This window comes from Kitasatospora sp. NPDC001309 (assembly GCF_042896295.1).
In the GTDB taxonomy this organism is placed as follows: domain Bacteria; phylum Actinomycetota; class Actinomycetes; order Streptomycetales; family Streptomycetaceae; genus Kitasatospora.
This window is the reverse complement of sequence record NZ_JBIAXC010000006.1, coordinates 181,093-197,563: the sequence shown is the minus strand read 5'-3', so window position 1 is coordinate 197,563 and position 16,471 is coordinate 181,093. Positions and strand designations below refer to the sequence as shown.

Annotated in this window: 15 protein-coding genes; 9 read left to right on the top strand and 6 right to left on the bottom strand. The window is 71.0% G+C overall.

All coding sequences use genetic code 11. The annotated features are described in order from the left end of the window. The first annotated feature begins 227 nt into the window (after window positions 1-227). Window positions 228-1,592, top strand: coding sequence for an MATE family efflux transporter (locus ACFY2K_RS08770; protein ID WP_387710381.1), 1,365 nt, complete (start codon window positions 228-230; stop codon window positions 1,590-1,592). A gap of 69 nt (window positions 1,593-1,661) precedes the next feature. On the opposite strand, the gene rplI is transcribed toward ACFY2K_RS08770, so the two are convergent. The 4 genes from rplI to rpsF all read right to left on the bottom strand — a co-directional run bounded on the left by rplI (window position 1,662) and on the right by rpsF (window position 3,437). After that, window positions 1,662-2,108 (bottom strand): 50S ribosomal protein L9, encoded by a 447-nt coding sequence (rplI, locus tag ACFY2K_RS08765; protein WP_360227569.1) that lies wholly within the window; start codon window positions 2,106-2,108, stop codon window positions 1,662-1,664. 17 nt (window positions 2,109-2,125) lie between these two features. Continuing rightward, a complete protein-coding gene (rpsR, locus tag ACFY2K_RS08760; protein WP_030059640.1) occupies window positions 2,126-2,362 on the bottom strand; it encodes a 30S ribosomal protein S18 in 237 nt (78 codons plus the stop codon). 79 nt (window positions 2,363-2,441) lie between these two features. Then, the gene (locus ACFY2K_RS08755) at window positions 2,442-3,050 is read right to left on the bottom strand and encodes a single-stranded DNA-binding protein (protein WP_375882874.1); all 609 of its coding nucleotides are present in this window, start codon (window positions 3,048-3,050) and stop codon (window positions 2,442-2,444) included. 96 nt (window positions 3,051-3,146) lie between these two features. Beyond that, window positions 3,147-3,437 carry a 30S ribosomal protein S6 gene (gene rpsF, locus ACFY2K_RS08750; protein WP_375882877.1) on the bottom strand — a complete coding sequence of 97 codons (291 nt, stop codon included), beginning with the start codon at window positions 3,435-3,437 and terminating at the stop codon, window positions 3,147-3,149. Between the two features lie 318 nt (window positions 3,438-3,755). Here rpsF and ACFY2K_RS08745 point away from each other — a divergent pair, with 318 nt between their 5' ends. From ACFY2K_RS08745 to ACFY2K_RS08735, 3 genes are all read left to right on the top strand, one after another. Further along, window positions 3,756-4,055, top strand: a complete 300-nt coding sequence (locus tag ACFY2K_RS08745) for a hypothetical protein (protein WP_375882880.1) — start codon at window positions 3,756-3,758, stop codon at window positions 4,053-4,055. Window positions 4,056-4,223: 168 nt separating this feature from the next. Then, window positions 4,224-5,342, top strand: coding sequence for a lipid II:glycine glycyltransferase FemX (locus ACFY2K_RS08740; protein WP_375882883.1), 1,119 nt, complete (start codon window positions 4,224-4,226; stop codon window positions 5,340-5,342). 13 nt (window positions 5,343-5,355) lie between these two features. Further along, window positions 5,356-6,390 (top strand): alanine racemase, encoded by a 1,035-nt coding sequence (locus tag ACFY2K_RS08735; protein WP_375882884.1) that lies wholly within the window; start codon window positions 5,356-5,358, stop codon window positions 6,388-6,390. A gap of 36 nt (window positions 6,391-6,426) precedes the next feature. Here the strand turns inward: ACFY2K_RS08735 and ACFY2K_RS08730 are convergent, their stop codons facing one another. Beyond that, a complete protein-coding gene (locus ACFY2K_RS08730) occupies window positions 6,427-8,010 on the bottom strand; it encodes a glycosyltransferase family 87 protein (protein WP_375882885.1) in 1,584 nt (527 codons plus the stop codon). Window positions 8,011-8,184: 174 nt separating this feature from the next. Further along, window positions 8,185-10,704, bottom strand: a complete 2,520-nt coding sequence (locus ACFY2K_RS08725) for a transglycosylase domain-containing protein (protein ID WP_387710378.1) — start codon at window positions 10,702-10,704, stop codon at window positions 8,185-8,187. A 515-nt stretch (window positions 10,705-11,219) separates the two neighbouring features. On the opposite strand from ACFY2K_RS08725, the gene ACFY2K_RS08720 reads away from it, so the two are divergent. The 5 genes from ACFY2K_RS08720 (at window position 11,220) to ACFY2K_RS08700 (ending at window position 16,461) form a co-directional block, all read left to right on the top strand. Then, window positions 11,220-11,924, top strand: coding sequence for a PadR family transcriptional regulator (locus ACFY2K_RS08720; RefSeq protein ID WP_380587518.1), 705 nt, complete (start codon window positions 11,220-11,222; stop codon window positions 11,922-11,924). A 127-nt stretch (window positions 11,925-12,051) separates the two neighbouring features. Next, window positions 12,052-13,134 carry an inositol-3-phosphate synthase gene (locus tag ACFY2K_RS08715; protein WP_375882892.1) on the top strand — a complete coding sequence of 361 codons (1,083 nt, stop codon included), beginning with the start codon at window positions 12,052-12,054 and terminating at the stop codon, window positions 13,132-13,134. A 155-nt stretch (window positions 13,135-13,289) separates the two neighbouring features. Continuing rightward, window positions 13,290-14,624, top strand: coding sequence for an MFS transporter (locus tag ACFY2K_RS08710; protein WP_380525498.1), 1,335 nt, complete (start codon window positions 13,290-13,292; stop codon window positions 14,622-14,624). A 135-nt stretch (window positions 14,625-14,759) separates the two neighbouring features. Then, a complete protein-coding gene (locus ACFY2K_RS08705) occupies window positions 14,760-15,407 on the top strand; it encodes a hypothetical protein (protein ID WP_387710375.1) in 648 nt (215 codons plus the stop codon). A gap of 34 nt (window positions 15,408-15,441) precedes the next feature. After that, a complete protein-coding gene (locus ACFY2K_RS08700) occupies window positions 15,442-16,461 on the top strand; it encodes a hypothetical protein (protein ID WP_380525500.1) in 1,020 nt (339 codons plus the stop codon). The last annotated feature ends 10 nt before the right edge of the window (window positions 16,462-16,471 follow it).

Genomic DNA, 16,471 nt, shown 5'->3' with positions numbered 1-16,471 from the left:
CAAAGCTGTGGACACCCCTGTGGAAGCTCCTGTGGATAACCGGACGATCGATCCATCGTCAACCTGTTGACCTGCGATTACCTCTTCCGGGGCCTGTGCATGAGAAATTCTTCACACACCGCCGAACAGCCGTGGGCGCGGACCGGACGGAGCACACCGCTCGCAGTTTCGAGTAACGACCGAACTGGCCATTGGCCTCTTACCTGTGGATGAGTACCCTGGAGCGCATGAGCACCGCCCCCGCCGAGCCCTCCAGACGCAGCCCCACCGGCCGCGGCCACGACCGACGCGGCCACGACCGCGAGATCCTCGCCCTGGCGGTGCCCGCCTTCGGCGCCCTGGTCGCCGAACCGCTGTTCCTGATGGCCGACTCCGCGATCGTCGGCCACCTCGGCACCCCCCAGCTCGCCGGGGTCGGCGTCGCCTCCGCCGCCCTCACCACCGCCACCGGGGTGTTCGTCTTCCTCGCCTACGCCACCACCGCCGCGGTGGCCCGCCGGATCGGCGCCGGGGACCGCCGGGGCGCCGTCCAGCAGGGCGTCGACGGCCTCTGGCTCGCCGTCGGCCTGGCCGTCCCGGTGGTCCTGCTCACCCTGCTGCTGGCCCCCTGGGCGGCCGACCTGCTGGGCGCCTCGCCGACCGCGGCGCCGTACACCGTGACGTACCTGCGGATCAGCTCCCTGGGGATCCCGGCGATGCTGCTGGTGCTGGCCGCCACCGGCGTGCTGCGCGGCCTCCAGGACACCCGTACGCCGCTGCTGGTGGCCGTCGGCGGCTTCACCGCCAACATCGGGCTGAACGCCGGCCTGGTGTACGGCGCCGGGCTCGGGGTGGCCGGCTCGGCCTGGGGCACCGTGCTGGCCCAGACCGGGATGGCCGCGGTCTACCTGGTCGTGGTGGTCCGCGGCGCCCGCCGGGAGCGGGCCTCGCTGCGGCCGGACGCGGCGGGCATCCGGGCCGGGGCCAGGGCGGGCGGGCCGCTGCTGGTCCGCACGGTCAGCCTGCGCGCGGTGCTGATGATCGCCACCGCGGTGGCCGCCCGGCTCGGCGACGACCAGGTCGCCGCGCACCAGATCGCCATGACGCTGTTCAGCTTCCTGGCCTTCGCGCTGGACGCCATCGCGATCGCCGGCCAGGCCGTCATCGGCCGCTACCTGGGCGCCTCGGACGTCCCGGGCGCCCGCGCGGCCACCCGGCGGATGGTCGAGTGGGGCCTGTGCTCCGGGGTGGTGCTGGGCCTGCTGGTGGTGCTGGCCCGCCCCCTGTACGTCCCGCTGTTCACCCCCGACCCGGTGGTCCAGGGGCAGCTGCACACGGCCCTGCTGCTGCTCGCGCTGAGCCAGCCGGTGGCGGGCCTGGTCTTCGTGCTGGACGGCGTGCTGATGGGCGCCGGGGACGGCCCCTACCTGGCCCGGGCGGCGCTCGCCACCCTGGCGGTGTTCGCCCCGGCCGCGTTCCTGGTCCCGGCCACCGGCACCGGGCTGGCCGGGCTGTGGTGGGCGATGAACCTGTTCATGCTGGTCCGCGCGGTCTTCCTGGTGGCCCGCGCCCGCGGCGGCCGCTGGCTGGTCACCGGGGCCGTGCGCGACTGAGCGGGCCCGGGAACGCCCGAGGGCCGGACTCCCCCAGGGGAGTCCGGCCCTCGGCCGGTGCTACGGAGCTCAGGCAGCCACGACGGCGACGTCGAGGTTGGCCACGACGTCCGAGTGCAGCTTGACCGAGACCTTGTGGGTGCCCACGGTCTTGATCGGCGAGGCGATCGCGACGGCGCGCTTGTCCACGGCCGGGCCGCCGGCGGCCTTGATGGCCTCGACGACGTCGGCCTGGGTCACCGAGCCGAACAGACGGCCGGCGTCACCCGAGCGAACGGCCAGCTTGACCTGGACGCCCTCGAGCTTGCCCTTGACCTCGTTGGCCGCGTCCAGGGTCTGGATCGCGTGGATCTTGCGGGCGCGACGGATCGCGTCGACGTCCTTCTGGCCGCCCTTGGTCCAGCGGATGGCGAAGCCACGCGGGACCAGGAAGTTGCGGGCGTAGCCGTCCTTGACCTCGACGACCTCGCCGGCGGAGCCGAGACCCGGAACCTCGTGCGTGAGGATGATCTTCATTACTCGGTCACCCTCTCTTAGCGCGCGGTGCTGGTGTAGGGCAGCAGCGCCATCTCACGGCTGTTCTTCACGGCCGTGGCGACGTCACGCTGGTGCTGGGTGCAGTTGCCGGTGACACGGCGGGCACGGATCTTTCCGCGGTCGGAGATGTACTTCCGCAGCAGGTTCGTGTCCTTGTAGTCAACGTAGTTGACCTTGTCCTTGCAGAAGACGCAAACCTTCTTCTTCGGCTTGCGAGCAGGCGGCTTCGCCATGGTGTGCTCCATTTGGGGTTCACGGCCCGACCGGCGTCCGGGGACGCCTGCGGCCGGGCCGCACGAAATCTGTCAGCTCTTAGAACGGGGGCTCTTCCGAGAAGCCGCCACCGGACGGGGCGCCTCCCCAGCCGCCGCCGCCCTGGTTTCCACCGGACGGGGCGCTGGACGCCCACGGGTCGTCGGAGGGGCCGGACTGGCCGCCGCCGGAGTTTCCACCCCAGCTGCCGCCGCCCTGCTGGCCGCCACCGTTGCCACCGCCCCAGTTACCGCCCTGGCCGCCGCCCTGCTGGCCGCCGAAGCCGCCGCCGGGAGCGCCGGACCGGTTGGCCCGGGTGACCTTCGCGGTCGCCGAACGCAGGCTCGGACCGACCTCGTCGACCTCGACCTCGAAGACCGTCCGCTTCTCGCCTTCCTTGGTCTCGTAAGACCGCTGGCGCAGTCGGCCCTGCACGATGACGCGCATGCCGCGCTGCAGCGACTCGGCCACGTTCTCCGCCGGCTGCCGCCAGACGTTGCACGTGAGGAAGAGGCTCTCGCCGTCCTTCCACTCGTTCGTCTGACGGTCGAAGGTGCGGGGGGTGGACGCGATGCGGAACTTCGCGACCGCCGCACCCGACGGGGTGAAGCGCAGCTCGGGGTCGTCGACGAGATTGCCGACGAGGGTGATGACGGTCTCGCCTGCCATGGTGGTGATGACCTCTCGGGAAGATGTCCGTTCACCGCTGTTTCACGTGAAACAGCGGACGCGAGCTACCCGAGACCCGAAGGCCTCAGAAGTGGCTCAGTGGGTGTCCGGGCGCAGGACCTTGGTCCGCAGAACCGACTCGCTCAGGCCCATCTGGCGGTCGAGCTCCTTGACGACCTCAGGCGTGGCCTTGAGGTCGATGACCGAGTAGATGCCCTCGGACTGCTTGTTGATCTCGTAAGCCAGACGGCGACGACCCCAGGTGTCGACCTTCTCGACCTTGCCGCCGGCGTTGCGGACGACGGCCAGGAAGGACTCGATCAGGGGGGAGACAGCGCGCTCCTCGACCGACGGGTCGAGGATGACCATCAGCTCGTAGTGACGCATGAGTAACCCACCTCCTTTGGACTCAGCGGCCACGGTCTCTCCGTGGCAGGAGGGTTGTGCGTAGCGTCGGCACCGGTGCGGTGACGACTCCGGCCCACGGTAGCGGCCGGGTCGGACAGTCGGGCCCCGTACACCCACCAGGGGTGTCACCCGGAAGAGGGCGCAAGGGGGCACAACTACACCAGTGCAGACGGCACAGCCTACCTGCACCCGGACGGCCGAACAAAACGCATAGGGGTTGTGAGACGGACCCAACCGCCGCAATCTGGACGGAACGGGATTCCTGCCCGTTCGTCTCCACGCCAGGAGGTGGGACTCATGGCCCAGTCCGTCCACCGCATGCCCGCCCTCACGCTGAACACCGACGGCCACCCGCACCCCCGCGAGAACACCCTGGTGGCCCTGACGGCCGTGCTGGGTGTGATCGCCTTCACCACCTCGTTCTTCTACAACCTGCACCTGCTGACCTCGTGGACCGGCCTGGCCGGGATCGTCACCGGCCTGTGGGGCATGTTCGTCTCGGTCACCACCGCCGAGCGCTTCGTCCTGATGATCGCGCTCGGCGCCTCCGCCATCGGCTTCTACCTCGGCATCGCCCGCGGCGGCCTCTGGGGCTGAACACCCGGCTCCAGGAACCCTCGGCGCCCCCGTCGCGTATCTGCATCAGACAGGTACCCGCCGGGGGCGCCGTCGTGCCCGCAGCGCCGGGCCGCCGGGCCCCGGACGATAGGGTCGAGCCCGAGAACCTGGGCCCACCGCAGCCCGACCGACGAGGAGCACCGAGCAATGAGCCTGCGCCTGAGGACGATCACCCGCGAGGAGCACCTCGCCTTCATCAGGAGCCGCGCCTCGGCGAGTCACATGCAGGTGCCGTCCTGGGGCGACGTGAAGGCCGAGTGGCGCTCGGAGTCGATCGGCTGGTTCGACGAGGCCGACCAGCTGGTCGGCGCGGGCCTGGTGCTCTACCGCCAGCTGCCGAAGGTCAAGCGCTACCTCGCCTACCTGCCCGAGGGCCCGGTCATCGACTGGTTCGACCGCGACCTCGACCGCTGGCTCTCCCCGATGCTCGCCCACCTGAAGTCGCAGGGCGCGTTCTCGGTGAAGATGGGCCCGCCGATCGTCATCCGCCGCTGGAACGCCCCCACCATCAAGGAGGCCATCGCCGCCAAGCAGGCCAAGCGCCTGCGCGACGTCGAGGCCGACTGGTACGAGGCCCGCGCCTTCGAGGTGGCCGACCGGCTGCGCAAGGCCGGCTGGCTGCAGGGCGACGACGGCGGGGCCGGCTTCGGCGACGTCCAGCCGCGCTACGTCTTCCAGGTGCCGCTGGCCAACCGCTCGCTGGACGACATCCACAAGAACTTCAACCAGCTCTGGCGCCGCAACATCAAGAAGGCCGAGAAGAGCGGCGTCGAGGTGTACCAGGGCGGCTACGACGAGCTGCCGATCTTCCACCAGCTCTACCTGGTCACCGCCGAGCGCGACAAGTTCACCCCGCGCCCGCTGTCCTACTTCCAGCGGATGTGGCAGGCCCTCACCGCCGAGGACCAGAACCGGATGCGGCTCTACATCGCCTACCACGAGGGCGAGCCGCTGGCCGCGACCACAATGCTGGTGGTCGGCGAGCACGTCTGGTACTCCTACGGCGCCTCGGCCAACCACAAGCGCGAGGTCAAGCCGTCCAACGCGATCCAGTGGCGGATGATGCGCGACGCCTACGCCCTCGGCGGCGGCGTGTACGACCTGCGCGGCATCAGCGACACCCTGGACGAGAACGACCACCTGTTCGGTCTGATCCAGTTCAAGGTCGGCACCGGCGGCCAGGCGGCCGAGTACCTCGGCGAGTGGGACTTCCCGCTGAACAAGCTGCTGCACAAGGCCCTCGACCTCTACATGTCCCGCCGCTGAGGAGGCTGCCCCGATGACGCTGTCGCTCTACCTCGAGACCGAACGCTGGCGCGCCCACCAGCGCTCCGTCCTCGCCGAGTTCCCCGGCCTGGTGCCCGTCGCCAAGGGGAACGGCTACGGCCTGGGCAACCACCGGCTGGCCGAGGAGGCGACCCTGCTCGGCACCGGTGTGCTGGCCGTCGGCACCGCGTACGAGGCGGCCGACGCCGCCGAGTGGTACGGCGGCGAGCTGCTGGTGCTCACGCCCTACCGGGTCGGCGAGGAGGTGCTCCCGCTGCCGCACTCCCGGGTGATCCGCACGGTGGCCAGCGTGGACGCGCTGCGCTCGCTGCACGGCGCCCGGGTGGTGCTGGAGTGCATGACCACCATGCGCCGGCACGGCGTGAGCGCCGCCGACCTGCGCACCGTCGCCGCCGAGCTGGACGGCGTCTCCTTCGAGGGCCTCGCCCTGCACCTGCCGATGGACCGGCCGGACGGCTCCAGCCCGGTCGAGGAGGTCGTGTACTGGGTGGACACCGCGCTGGCGGCCGGCATCCCGGTGCACACCGTCTTCGTCAGCCACCTGGGCGCGGCCGGCATGGAACAGCTGGCCCAGCGCTACCCGGGCACCGTGTTCCGGGCCCGGATCGGCACCCGGCTCTGGCTGGGCGACCACGGCGCGCTGGAGGTCCGGGCCACGGTCCTGGACGTCACCCCCTTGAAGAAGGGCGAGCGCTACGGCTACCGCCAGCACCCGGCGCCCACCGACGGCCACATCCTGGTGGTCGCCGGCGGCACCGCGCACGGCATCGGCCTGGAGGCGCCCAAGTACGTGGCCAGCATGGGCGCCCGCGCCAAGGGCATCGCCCGGGCCGGCCTGGCGACGGTCAACAAGACCAAGTCGCCGTTCCACTGGGCGGGCAAGCAGCTCTGGTTCGCCGAGCCGCCGCACATGCAGGTCTCGCTGCTGTTCCTGGACGGCGAGACCGCGCCCCCCGCGATCGGCGAGGAGCTGGGCCTCCAGGTCCGGCACACCACCACCCACTTCGACCGGGTGGTGGACCGCTAGGAGCCGCCGGCGGCCGCTACGGGCCGCTGGGGGCCGCTACGCCTTCCCGTCGGCCGGTTCCTTCGCCGGTGGCTCCTCCAGCCACTGCTCGAAGGAGCCGGCCGGCGCGTATCCGGCGTAGCTCCGCTCCTCCTCCAGCCGCCGGGCGGCGCCCAGGGTCACCACGTCCGGCGCGCCGTCCAGCACCCCGCCGGAGGGGTCGTCGGTGCCGTCCCAGCGGACCGGGTCGCGGTCCGGGTACAGGGCGTCCCGGACCACCAGCACGACCAGGTAGAGCGTGCCGAGCAGGTGCAGCGCGATCGCGAAGTGGTACCACGGCTCGCCGATGCCGTGCTGCTTGGGCCCGGTGACGAAGCCCAGGTGGGACCAGATGCCCAGGGTGTACAGCACCTCGCAGGCCTGCCAGACCAGCAGGTCGCGCCAGCGCGGCCGGGCCAGCGCCGCGAGCGGCAGCAGCCAGAGCGCGTACTGCGGCGAGTACACCTTGTTGACCAGCACGAACAGCGCGACCACCAGGAAGGCCAGCTGCGCGAACCGCGGCCGTCGCGGCGCCGAGAGGGCGAGCCACGCTATGGCCGCGCAGCCCAGCACCATCAGCACGCCGATGTAGAGGTCGAGGTCGGCCAGCCCCACGCCGCGCTGCTGCATCAGGATCAGCCAGAACGAGCCGTAGTCCTCGCCGCGGTGCTTGCTGAACACGTAGAAGGTCGACCAGCCCTGCCAGTTGGCCAGCATGATCGGCAGGTTGACCACCAGCCAGGCCCCGACCGCGCCGCCGAGCAGCAGCCGGAACTCGCGCCACTTGCCCGCCCGCCAGCAGAGCACCAGCAGCGGGCCGATCAGCAGCAGCGGGTAGAGCTTGGCCGCGGTGGCGAGGCCGATGAAGACCCCGGCCCAGCCCGGCCGGGAGCCGGACCACCAGGCCATCGCCACGGCGGCCAGGGCGACCGCGAGCAGGTCCCAGTTGATCGTGCCGTTGAGCAGCAGGACCGGCGAGAGCGCGAACAGCATCGCGTCCCAGGGGCGGCGGCGGTGGGTGCGCGAGAGCGCGACCGCGGCGACCACCGCACAGGCCATCAGCAGCCCGGCGTTGATCGCCCAGAACCACTGCTCCTGGGCCTGCTCGGTGCCGCCGCCGGGCGTCAGCCAGGCCGCGACCTGCATGAACAGGCCGGTCAGCACCGGGTACTCCAGGTACTGGAGGTCCCCCGTGGTGCCGGGGATGCGGTCCACGTACGGGTGCAGCCCGGCCGCGAAGCCGCGGCCGGAGAACAGGTGCGGGACGTCGCTGTAGCAGGCGTGGATGTACTGCGGCGAGCCCGGCTGGAACCAGGCCTGGTCGTAGCAGGGCAGGTTGTGCACCATGCCGAGCGCGGAGACCACGATCACCACCAGGGCCAGCACCCGCACCGGGATCCACCAGGAGACGCCGAGCAGCGCCCGCCGGCCGGGCGGGCCGCCGAACACCTCGCTGCCGGCCGCCGCCACCCGGTCCTCGTCCGCCGGGACGACCACGGTGTCGGCCGCCGGCACGGCCGTGGCGACGGCTGCCGGGGTGGGCCCTGCGGCGGCGCCGGGCCCGTCCGGGCCGCCGGTTTCGTCACGATCGCTCGACGTCATGCCGGACATCCTGCCGCACCGGATGCGCCGGGACGAGGAGGACCCTGCGGTGGTCCGGCGGTACGGACGGGGCGCGTGCGGCGAATCGTGACGAAACGGCGGTGGCGGCCCTCCGAGGAGGACCGCCACCGCCGTTGTCGGCTTCTCACCGGTCGGACCGGTCGGACCGGGCTACTACCCGGCCGCTGCGCCACCGCCTTGCAGGCCGCCGCCACCACCGGCACCACCGCCACCGGCGCCGCCGGTGCTGCTCGGGCTCGGCTTGCCGCCGGTGCCGCCGTTGCCGGCACCACCGTTGCCGGCACCACCGTTGCCGCCGGGCGGCGGCGTCGACGGGCAGAAGATGCCGCCCAGGCCGCAGCCGGTGTCCGTCGGCTTCGGCTTGTGGGTCTGGGTCGGCGGCGCGGTCGGCGGGCAGTCGACGGTCGGCACGCAGCCGCTGCCCTGGGTGGGCTGCGGGGGCTGCGGCTGGTTGGGCTGCTGGGTCGGCTGCTGGGTCTCCACCGTGGTCGGCGGGGTGGTGGTCGGGGTCTGGGAGGGCGTCATGGTGGCCGTGGACGGCGCGCCGGAGGAGTCCACCTCGGTGCCGACCGGCTGCGGGGTCGGGAAGTCCACCTTCTTCTCGTTGGCCAGGGCGGCCTTCATGTACCGGGTGAAGATGTCGGTGGGGATGTCACCACCGTGGATGGACTCCTTGCCGCCGGTGCCGTTGAGGGACTCCCGGTCGTGCTTGTTCGGGTCCTCGCGCCACATCGCGACGCTGGTCACCAGCTGCGGGGTGTAGCCGACCCACCAGGCCGACTTGTTCTGGTCGGTGGTACCGGTCTTGCCGGCCACCGGGCGGCCCAGGGTGTTGGTCTTGGTACCGGTACCGTTCTTGGCCACGTTCACCAGCACGTCGGTGACGTTGTCCGCGACGGCCGGCTCCAGCGCGACCTTGGCGTCCTTCTTGCCGAAGCCCGGGCGCTCCTTGCCGTCCACCTCGACCTTGGTGACCGAGTAGGGCTCGGCCTCCTTGCCGCTGGCGGCCAGGGTGCCGTAGCCGGTGGCCATCCGGATCGGGCTGATGGTCGAGGTGCCGAGCGGGAAGGTCGCGGTCTTCGGGTCGGCCAGGCTCTCCCGCTTGATGCCCATCTGCACGGCCATGTCGGCCACGGCGGGGCCGCCGACGTCCTGGTTGAGCTGGACGAAGGGCACGTTGTACGAGAACTGCATGGCCTGCCGCAGCGAGACGTAGCCGCGCTTGCCGGCGTCCTCGTTCTTCTGCCGGTAGGGCTTGCCGTCGTCGCCGATCACCAGCGAGCCGTCGGGCTTGCGGATCTCGGACATGTCGTCGGCCAGGTAGCGGCTGTCCGCGTTGATCCGCTTCGGCTTGCCGTCGGTGTCCTTCGCGGTCTGCACACCGGTCTGCATCGCGGTGGCCAGGACGAAGGGCTTGAAGGTCGAGCCGACCTGGACACCGCCGGCGTTGGCGTTGTTGTCGAAGTGGCCGTTCTCCACGCCGTCGCCGCCGTAGATGGCGACCATCGCGCCGTCCCCGGGCTTGATGCTGGCGGCGCCGAACTGGACGAAGGTGTCGTTGTTGGGCCGCTTCTGCGGGTCGAGGTTCTCGCCCTTGACGTCGTCGACGGCCTTCTTGAGGGCGTCGACCTTGTCCTTCTCGAAGGTGGTGTAGATCTTCAGGCCACCCTTGTCGAGCATCTGCTGGGTGATCGACTTGTCGGTGGTCGTCACGTACTGGTTGGCGGTGTCGACCAGGTAGCTGATCTCACCGTTCATGTTGGAGCTGGCCTTCAACGCGATCGGCTCGGGGAAGGTGGTGCACTTCGCCCGCTCCTCCGGAGTGGCGTTGTGGGTGGTCACCATCCGGTCCAGGATCCACTTCCAGCGCTCCACCGCGCGGTCGTGGTTGGCCGGCTTGGAGGGGTCGTAGTAGTTGGCACCCTTCAACAGCCCGGCCAGCATGGCACTCTGGCAGAGGTTCAGGTCCTTGGCGTTGACCCCGTAGTACGCCTGCGCCGCGGCCTGGGCGCCGTTGGCGTTGCGGCCGAACCAGCTGGTGTTGAGGTACCCCTTGAGGATGTCCTCCTTGCTGGTCTGCTGGTTGAGCTTGAGCGTGATGAAGAATTCCCTCAGCTTGCGGCTGATGGTCTGTTCCTGGCTCAGGTAGGCGTTCTTGACGTACTGCTGGGTGATCGTCGAGGCGCCCTGGGTCTCGCCGCCCTTCGCCATGTTGTAGACGGCGCGCAGCATGCCCTTGGGGTCGATGCCGCTGTCGGTGCGGAAGGTCTCGTTCTCCGCCGAGATGACGGCGTTCTGCAGGGTGGGGTTGATGTCGTTGAGCTCGACGATCTGACGGTTGGTCTCGCCCTTGCGGGTCATCTCCGAACCGTCGGCCCAGTAGTAGATGGTGTTCTGGTCCTTCACCAGGTCCTTGAGCTGGGGCACCGTCGTGGTCTGGTACAGGTAGAACACGACGCCCACGCAGGCGGCGAAGCACACCAGGAAGACGCTGGAGACCAGCTTCCAGGACGGCAGCCAGCGCCGGAAGCCGGTCTTGCCGAACCGCGGGTAGTCGATGAAGCGCTTCTTGCCGGGGCCGGCCGCAGCGGCGGCGGAGGCGGCGGCGGCACCGCGCCGGCCACCGCCCTTCCCCTTCTTCTGGGAGGCCTTGCGCATCTCGGCGCGGCCCATCCGGGGTTGCTGGGCAGTCTCCCGGACACCGGGCGGACGTCGACGGCCGACGCCTTCCGAGCCCAGTTCGTCGGGGCCGGGGCCGCCCCGACGGCCGCCGCCTCCCGGCGGCTGCTGCCCGTCACCGCCCGAATTGGGCGTCCTTCGCCGTCGCTCGCTCATGTTTCCAGCCGCTCCTCGCCAGGCCCGGTCGGCCTGAAGGCAGGGTTCCTGTCCGATGCCCGGACCGCCCTAACCCCGGAGGTTGGTCCTCGTGCACACGCGACAGCGTACGCAGCGGGAAAACCTTCCTAATCGGGCATCAGGTGCCAATGCCCGCAAAACGGCAGCAGATCATTACACGGCCGTTGCCAACCCCACCCGCGCGTCGGCTTGTGATCACATTCACGCGTGCCCCCCTTGCTCGTTCCGGGGGTCGGGTTTACTGTTCTCGATATATCGAGCCGATACATCGAAGCGGTATACCGCCGAGGGAACGGCCGGAGCGAGGGTCGAGAGGGAGGAGGACGACGGCAGTGGGCAGGCGCTCAGGAGTGCTGGAGTTCGCCGTTCTCGGGCTGCTCCACGACGCCCCGATGCACGGCTACGAACTGCGCAAACGGCTCAACATCCTGCTCGGGGCACTGCGGGCGCTCTCCTACGGAACGCTCTACCCGTGCTTGAAGAGCCTGGTCGCCCAGGGCTTCCTGGTCGAGGACAACCCGGACGTCGAGTACGTCCCGGCCACCGCGCTCAACGGCAAGCGGTCGAAGATCGTCTACCGGCTCTCCCCCGAGGGCAAGCAGCGCTTCGAGGAGCTGCTCGCCGACTCCGGCCCGGAGGCCTGGGAGGACGAGCGCTTCGGCGTCCACTTCGCCTTCTTCGGTCAGACCGACCGGGCCGTCCGGATGCGCGTCCTGGAGGGCCGCCGCAGCCGGCTGGAGGAGCGCCTGGAGCGGATGCGCAACTCGCTGGCCCGCGCCCGCGAACGGTTCGACGACTACACCGTCGAACTCCAGCGGCACGGCCTGGAGTCGGTGGAGCGCGAGGTCCGGTGGCTCAACGAGCTGATCGAGACCGAGCGGGCCAACCGCACCGGCCGGACCGGGCCCGCCACCGGGACCGCCGGAACCACCGCCGTACCCCACACGACTTCGGACGGCCGTGGCCAGGAGACCGGGTCCTCCGACCCGTCCGGGCCACCGTACGACCGCCCGGGGCGCTCCGCCCAGGAGCGCTGACGCCGCGTCAGCCCTGTGCCGCGCGGCAGGAGTGGGCGCCTCGCGCCCGTACAAGCAGTCATTCGAAGAAGCAGGACGAGTGCCGTCTGTTCCGACGGCCCTCATGAGATCAGAGGGAGCAACCGGAATGGGTTCGGTTCGCGTAGCCATCGTGGGCGTGGGCAACTGCGCCGCGTCGCTGGTGCAGGGTGTCGAGTACTACAAGGACGCCGACCCGGCCGGCAGGGTCCCCGGGCTGATGCACGTCCAGTTCGGTGACTACCACGTCCGTGACGTGGAGTTCGTCGCCGCCTTCGACGTCGACGCCAAGAAGGTCGGCTTCGACCTGGCCGACGCCATCGGCAGCAGCGAGAACAACACCATCAAGATCTGCGACGTCCCGCCGACCGGCGTGACCGTCCAGCGCGGCCACACCCTCGACGGTCTGGGCAAGTACTACCTGGAGACCATCGAGGAGTCGGACGAGGCCCCGGTCGACGTCGTCCAGATCCTCAAGGACCAGCAGGTCGACGTCCTGGTCTGCTACCTGCCCGTCGGCTCCGAGAAGGCCGCCAAGTTCTACGCCCAGTGCGCCATCGACGCCAAGGTCGCCTTCGTGAACGCCCTGCCGGTGTTCATCGCGGGCACCAAGGAGTGGGCGGACAAGTTCACCGAGGCCGGCGTGCCGATCGTCGGTGACGACATCAAGTCCCAGGTCGGCGCGACCATCACGCACCGCGTGATGGCCAAGCTGTTCGAGGACCGCGGTGTCATCCTCGAGCGCACCATGCAGCTGAACGTCGGCGGCAACATGGACTTCAAGAACATGCTCGAGCGCGAGCGCCTGGAGTCCAAGAAGATCTCCAAGACCCAGGCCGTCACCTCGCAGATCCGCGACCGCGAGCTGGGCGCCAAGAACGTCCACATCGGTCCCTCGGACTACGTGGCCTGGCTGGACGACCGCAAGTGGGCCTACGTCCGCCTGGAGGGTCGCGCGTTCGGCGACGTCCCGCTGAACCTGGAGTACAAGCTCGAGGTCTGGGACTCCCCGAACTCGGCCGGTGTCATCATCGACGCCGTCCGCGCCGCGAAGATCGCCAAGGACCGCGGCATCGGCGGCCCGATCCTGTCGGCGTCCTCGTACTTCATGAAGTCCCCGCCGGTCCAGTACTTCGACGACGAGGCCAAGGAGAACGTCGAGAAGTTCATCCGCGGCGAGGTCGAGCGCTGAGCTCGGCCCGGTTCGCGACCGTAGGACACCGGGCGCCGAGCTGACCGCTCGTAACGCGCCAGAAGGGCTCACGATCATCCGGTCGTGAGCCCTTCACGTGCGCGCAGCGAATGTTTCACGTGAAACGGTGCCCGGTTCCGTGGCACCCTGGGCGGGTGGCGATCACCGAGAACGGCAGCACCCACCAGTCCGCGCACCGCGCCACGCTCCTCGGTCTGCTCCGCGGCCGGGACTTCCGCCGGCTGCTCACCGCCCGGGTGCTCTCCCAGCTCTCGGACGGCGTCTTCCAGGTCTCGCTCGCCGCCTACGTGGTCTTCTCCCCCGAGAAGCAGTCCTCCCCCGCCGACATCGCCTCGGTGCTGGCCGTGATGCTGCTGCCGTTCTCGGTGATCGGCCCGTTCGCCGGGGTGCTGCTGGACCGCTGGCGCCGGCGCCAGGTGCTCTACTTCGGCAACCTGGCCCGCTTCGGGCTGGGCCTGGGCACCGGCGCACTGCTCCTGGCCGAGGCACCGACCTGGCTGTTCTTCGCCTCGGCCCTGCTGGTCACCGCGCTCAACCGGTTCATCCTGGCCGGACTCTCGGCCGCGCTGCCCCGGGTGGTCGAGCAGGACCGGCTGGTCACCGCCAACGCCCTCTCCCCCACCCTCGGGACCGTCGCCGCCGCCCTGGGCGGGGGCGTCGGCTTCCTGCTGCACCAGCTGATGGCCCCCGGGCCGAAGGCGGACGCCGCACTGGTCACCGTCGCCTCGCTGCTCTACCTCTCGGCCGCGCTGGCCGCCCGCCGGATGGACCGCGACCTGCTCGGCCCGGACCAGCACGGCGAGCGCCCCGCGCTCGGCCAGGCACTCGTGGGGGCCGCCGTCGGGCTCGGCTCCGCCGTCCGCCACCTGGTGCGGGACTGCCGCCCGGCCGTGCACGCGCTGGCCGCCGTCACGGCGGCCCGGTTCTGCTACGGCGTGCTGATCGTGGTCGTGGTGATGCTCGCCCGCTACACCTTCAACGCCCCGACCGACAGCGCGGCCGGGCTGGCCACCCTCGGCCAGGCGGTCGGGCTGTCGGCCGCAGGGTTCTTCGTCGCCGCGGTGGTCAGCCCCTGGTGCACCCGTCGGCTCGGCCTGGCCGGCTGGATGACGGTCTGCCTGCTCGCCCCGGTGGTCTTCGTCCCCGCGCTGGGCCTGTTCTTCGCCCCGGTGCCCACCCTGGCCGCCGCGCTGCTGCTCGGGGTGGTCACCCAGGGCACCAAGATCTGCGCCGACACCGTGGTGCAGGAGTCGGTCGAGGACGAGTTCCGCGGCCGGGTGTTCGCCGTCTACGACGTGCTGTTCAACGTCGCCTTCGTGGCCGCCGCCCTGGTGACGGCCCTGGTGCTGCCGCTGTCCGGCCGCTCGGTCACGGTGGTGGCCGGGGTGGCCGTGGTGTACGGGCTGACCGCGGTGTTCTACCTGCGGGCCGCCCGGCGGTCCGGCCCCCTGCCCGGCGAGGCCCACTGACACCGCGCGGTACCGGAATCGCAACCGGTTCGTCCCGGACTCCGGTTGCGGCCACCGGACCGATTGCGTCCGACCCGGTCGCTAAGGTACGTAAACCTGTCGGAAGGACAGCACTCTGTCTCGGGGGACGAACTGATGAGCACACCGACCGGACCGTACGGGCCGCCGCCACCCGCGGCACCGGGCTTCGGTCCGCCCCCACCCGGCTACGCCCAGGCGCCGTACGGCGGGCCACCCGCCCAGCAGCCGTACGCCCCGGGCCCGTACGGCGGCCCGCCGCCGAGCCCCCAACCCCCGTACGGCCAACCCCCGTACGGCCAGCCGCCGTACCCCCAGCCGCCCCACGGGCAGGCGCCGTACGGGCCGCAGCCGCCCGCCGGGCCGTACGGCTATCCGCAGCCCGGTGCGGCCGCCGCGGCGCCGCCCGCCAAGCGCGGTGCCCGCGCCAGGCTGCGGATCGCCGGGGCGGTCGGCGGCTGCGTGGTGCTCGCGGGCGCGTACTTCTTCAGCAGCCCGAACGTCAGCAGCGCCAAGCCCGGGGACTGCGTCCGGGTGAGCGGCTCCCGTGACGTCGGGATCGTCAAGTGCACTGATTCCCAGGCGAATTACAAGGTGCTGTCGAAGTTCACCGGCACCACCGACGTGACCCGCTGCCGGCAGACCCCGCAGACCACCAGCGCCGTCTCGGGCAAGAGCGGCCGCCGCTGGAACAAGACGCGGTACGTGCTCTGCCTCGGCCCCCTGACCCCCACCACCGGCTACCCGCCGGTGAAGAAGTCCTGACCCTTCCACCACGTCCTTGTTCCGGGGGGATCCCTTGTCCGCTCCGCCTCCGCCCCAGATGCCCTACGGCCCGCCACCCGGTGACGGCAACCCGTACGCCGGCGGCCCGTACGGCGCCCCGCCACCGCCGCCCCCGCCGGGGTACGGCTACCCGAGCGCCCCGCCCCCGCCGGAGCAGCCGTACGGCGCCCAGCCGCCCGGCTACGGCTACGGCTACCCGCCGCCGGCCCCGATGGACGGGGAGCACTGCCGCTTCTGCGGCGGCTTCCCGGCCGTGCGCGCCACCGTCCGCGGCCACCAGGGCCTGCTGATCGCGTTCCGGATGCTGCGGATGCACGGCCCGTTCTGCCGGACCTGCGGCACGGCCACCGTGCGCGACATGTCCGCCAGGACGCTGGTCCAGGGCTGGTGGAGCTGGATCTCGCCGATCCTGACCGTGATCACGCTGCTGATGAACCTCGGCGCCCACAACCGGATCAAGCGGCTGCCGCCGCCCATGCCGGGCACCCACGGCCCGCAGCTGGACCCGGGCGCCCCGCTGGGCAGCCGTCCGCACGTCGCCATGCTGCTGGTGCCGGTCTCCCTGCTGGTCACCGGGGTCCTGCTGGCCACCGGCGTGATCGGGCCGAAGCAGGACTCCGGCCCCGTCGCGGGGCCGACGACGACCAGCACGGTCACCTTCTCGCCGTCGCCGCGGCCCACCTTCAGCTACACCCCGCCGCCGCCGCTCCCGGTGCCCAGCTTCTCCCTGCCGAGCATCACCCTGCCGCCGCCCGCGACCCCGGCGGCCAAGGACGACGTCGACAGCGCGGGCATCGGCGACTGCCTGCGCAACGAGAACTCCAGCAACGCGACCGCGGACGACCACCCGAAGATCACCGTGCTGCCCTGCACCGACCCCAAGGCCCAGTACAAGGTGGTCTACAAGTACTTCGCCACCTCGGACGAGAAGGCCTGCGAGAAGCAGCCGAAGTCGGACAGCACCTACACCCGCACCTACACCAAGCTCCCCGCGCTGAACTACGTGCTCTGCCTCAAGCACATCAACGGCTGACCGGACGCGA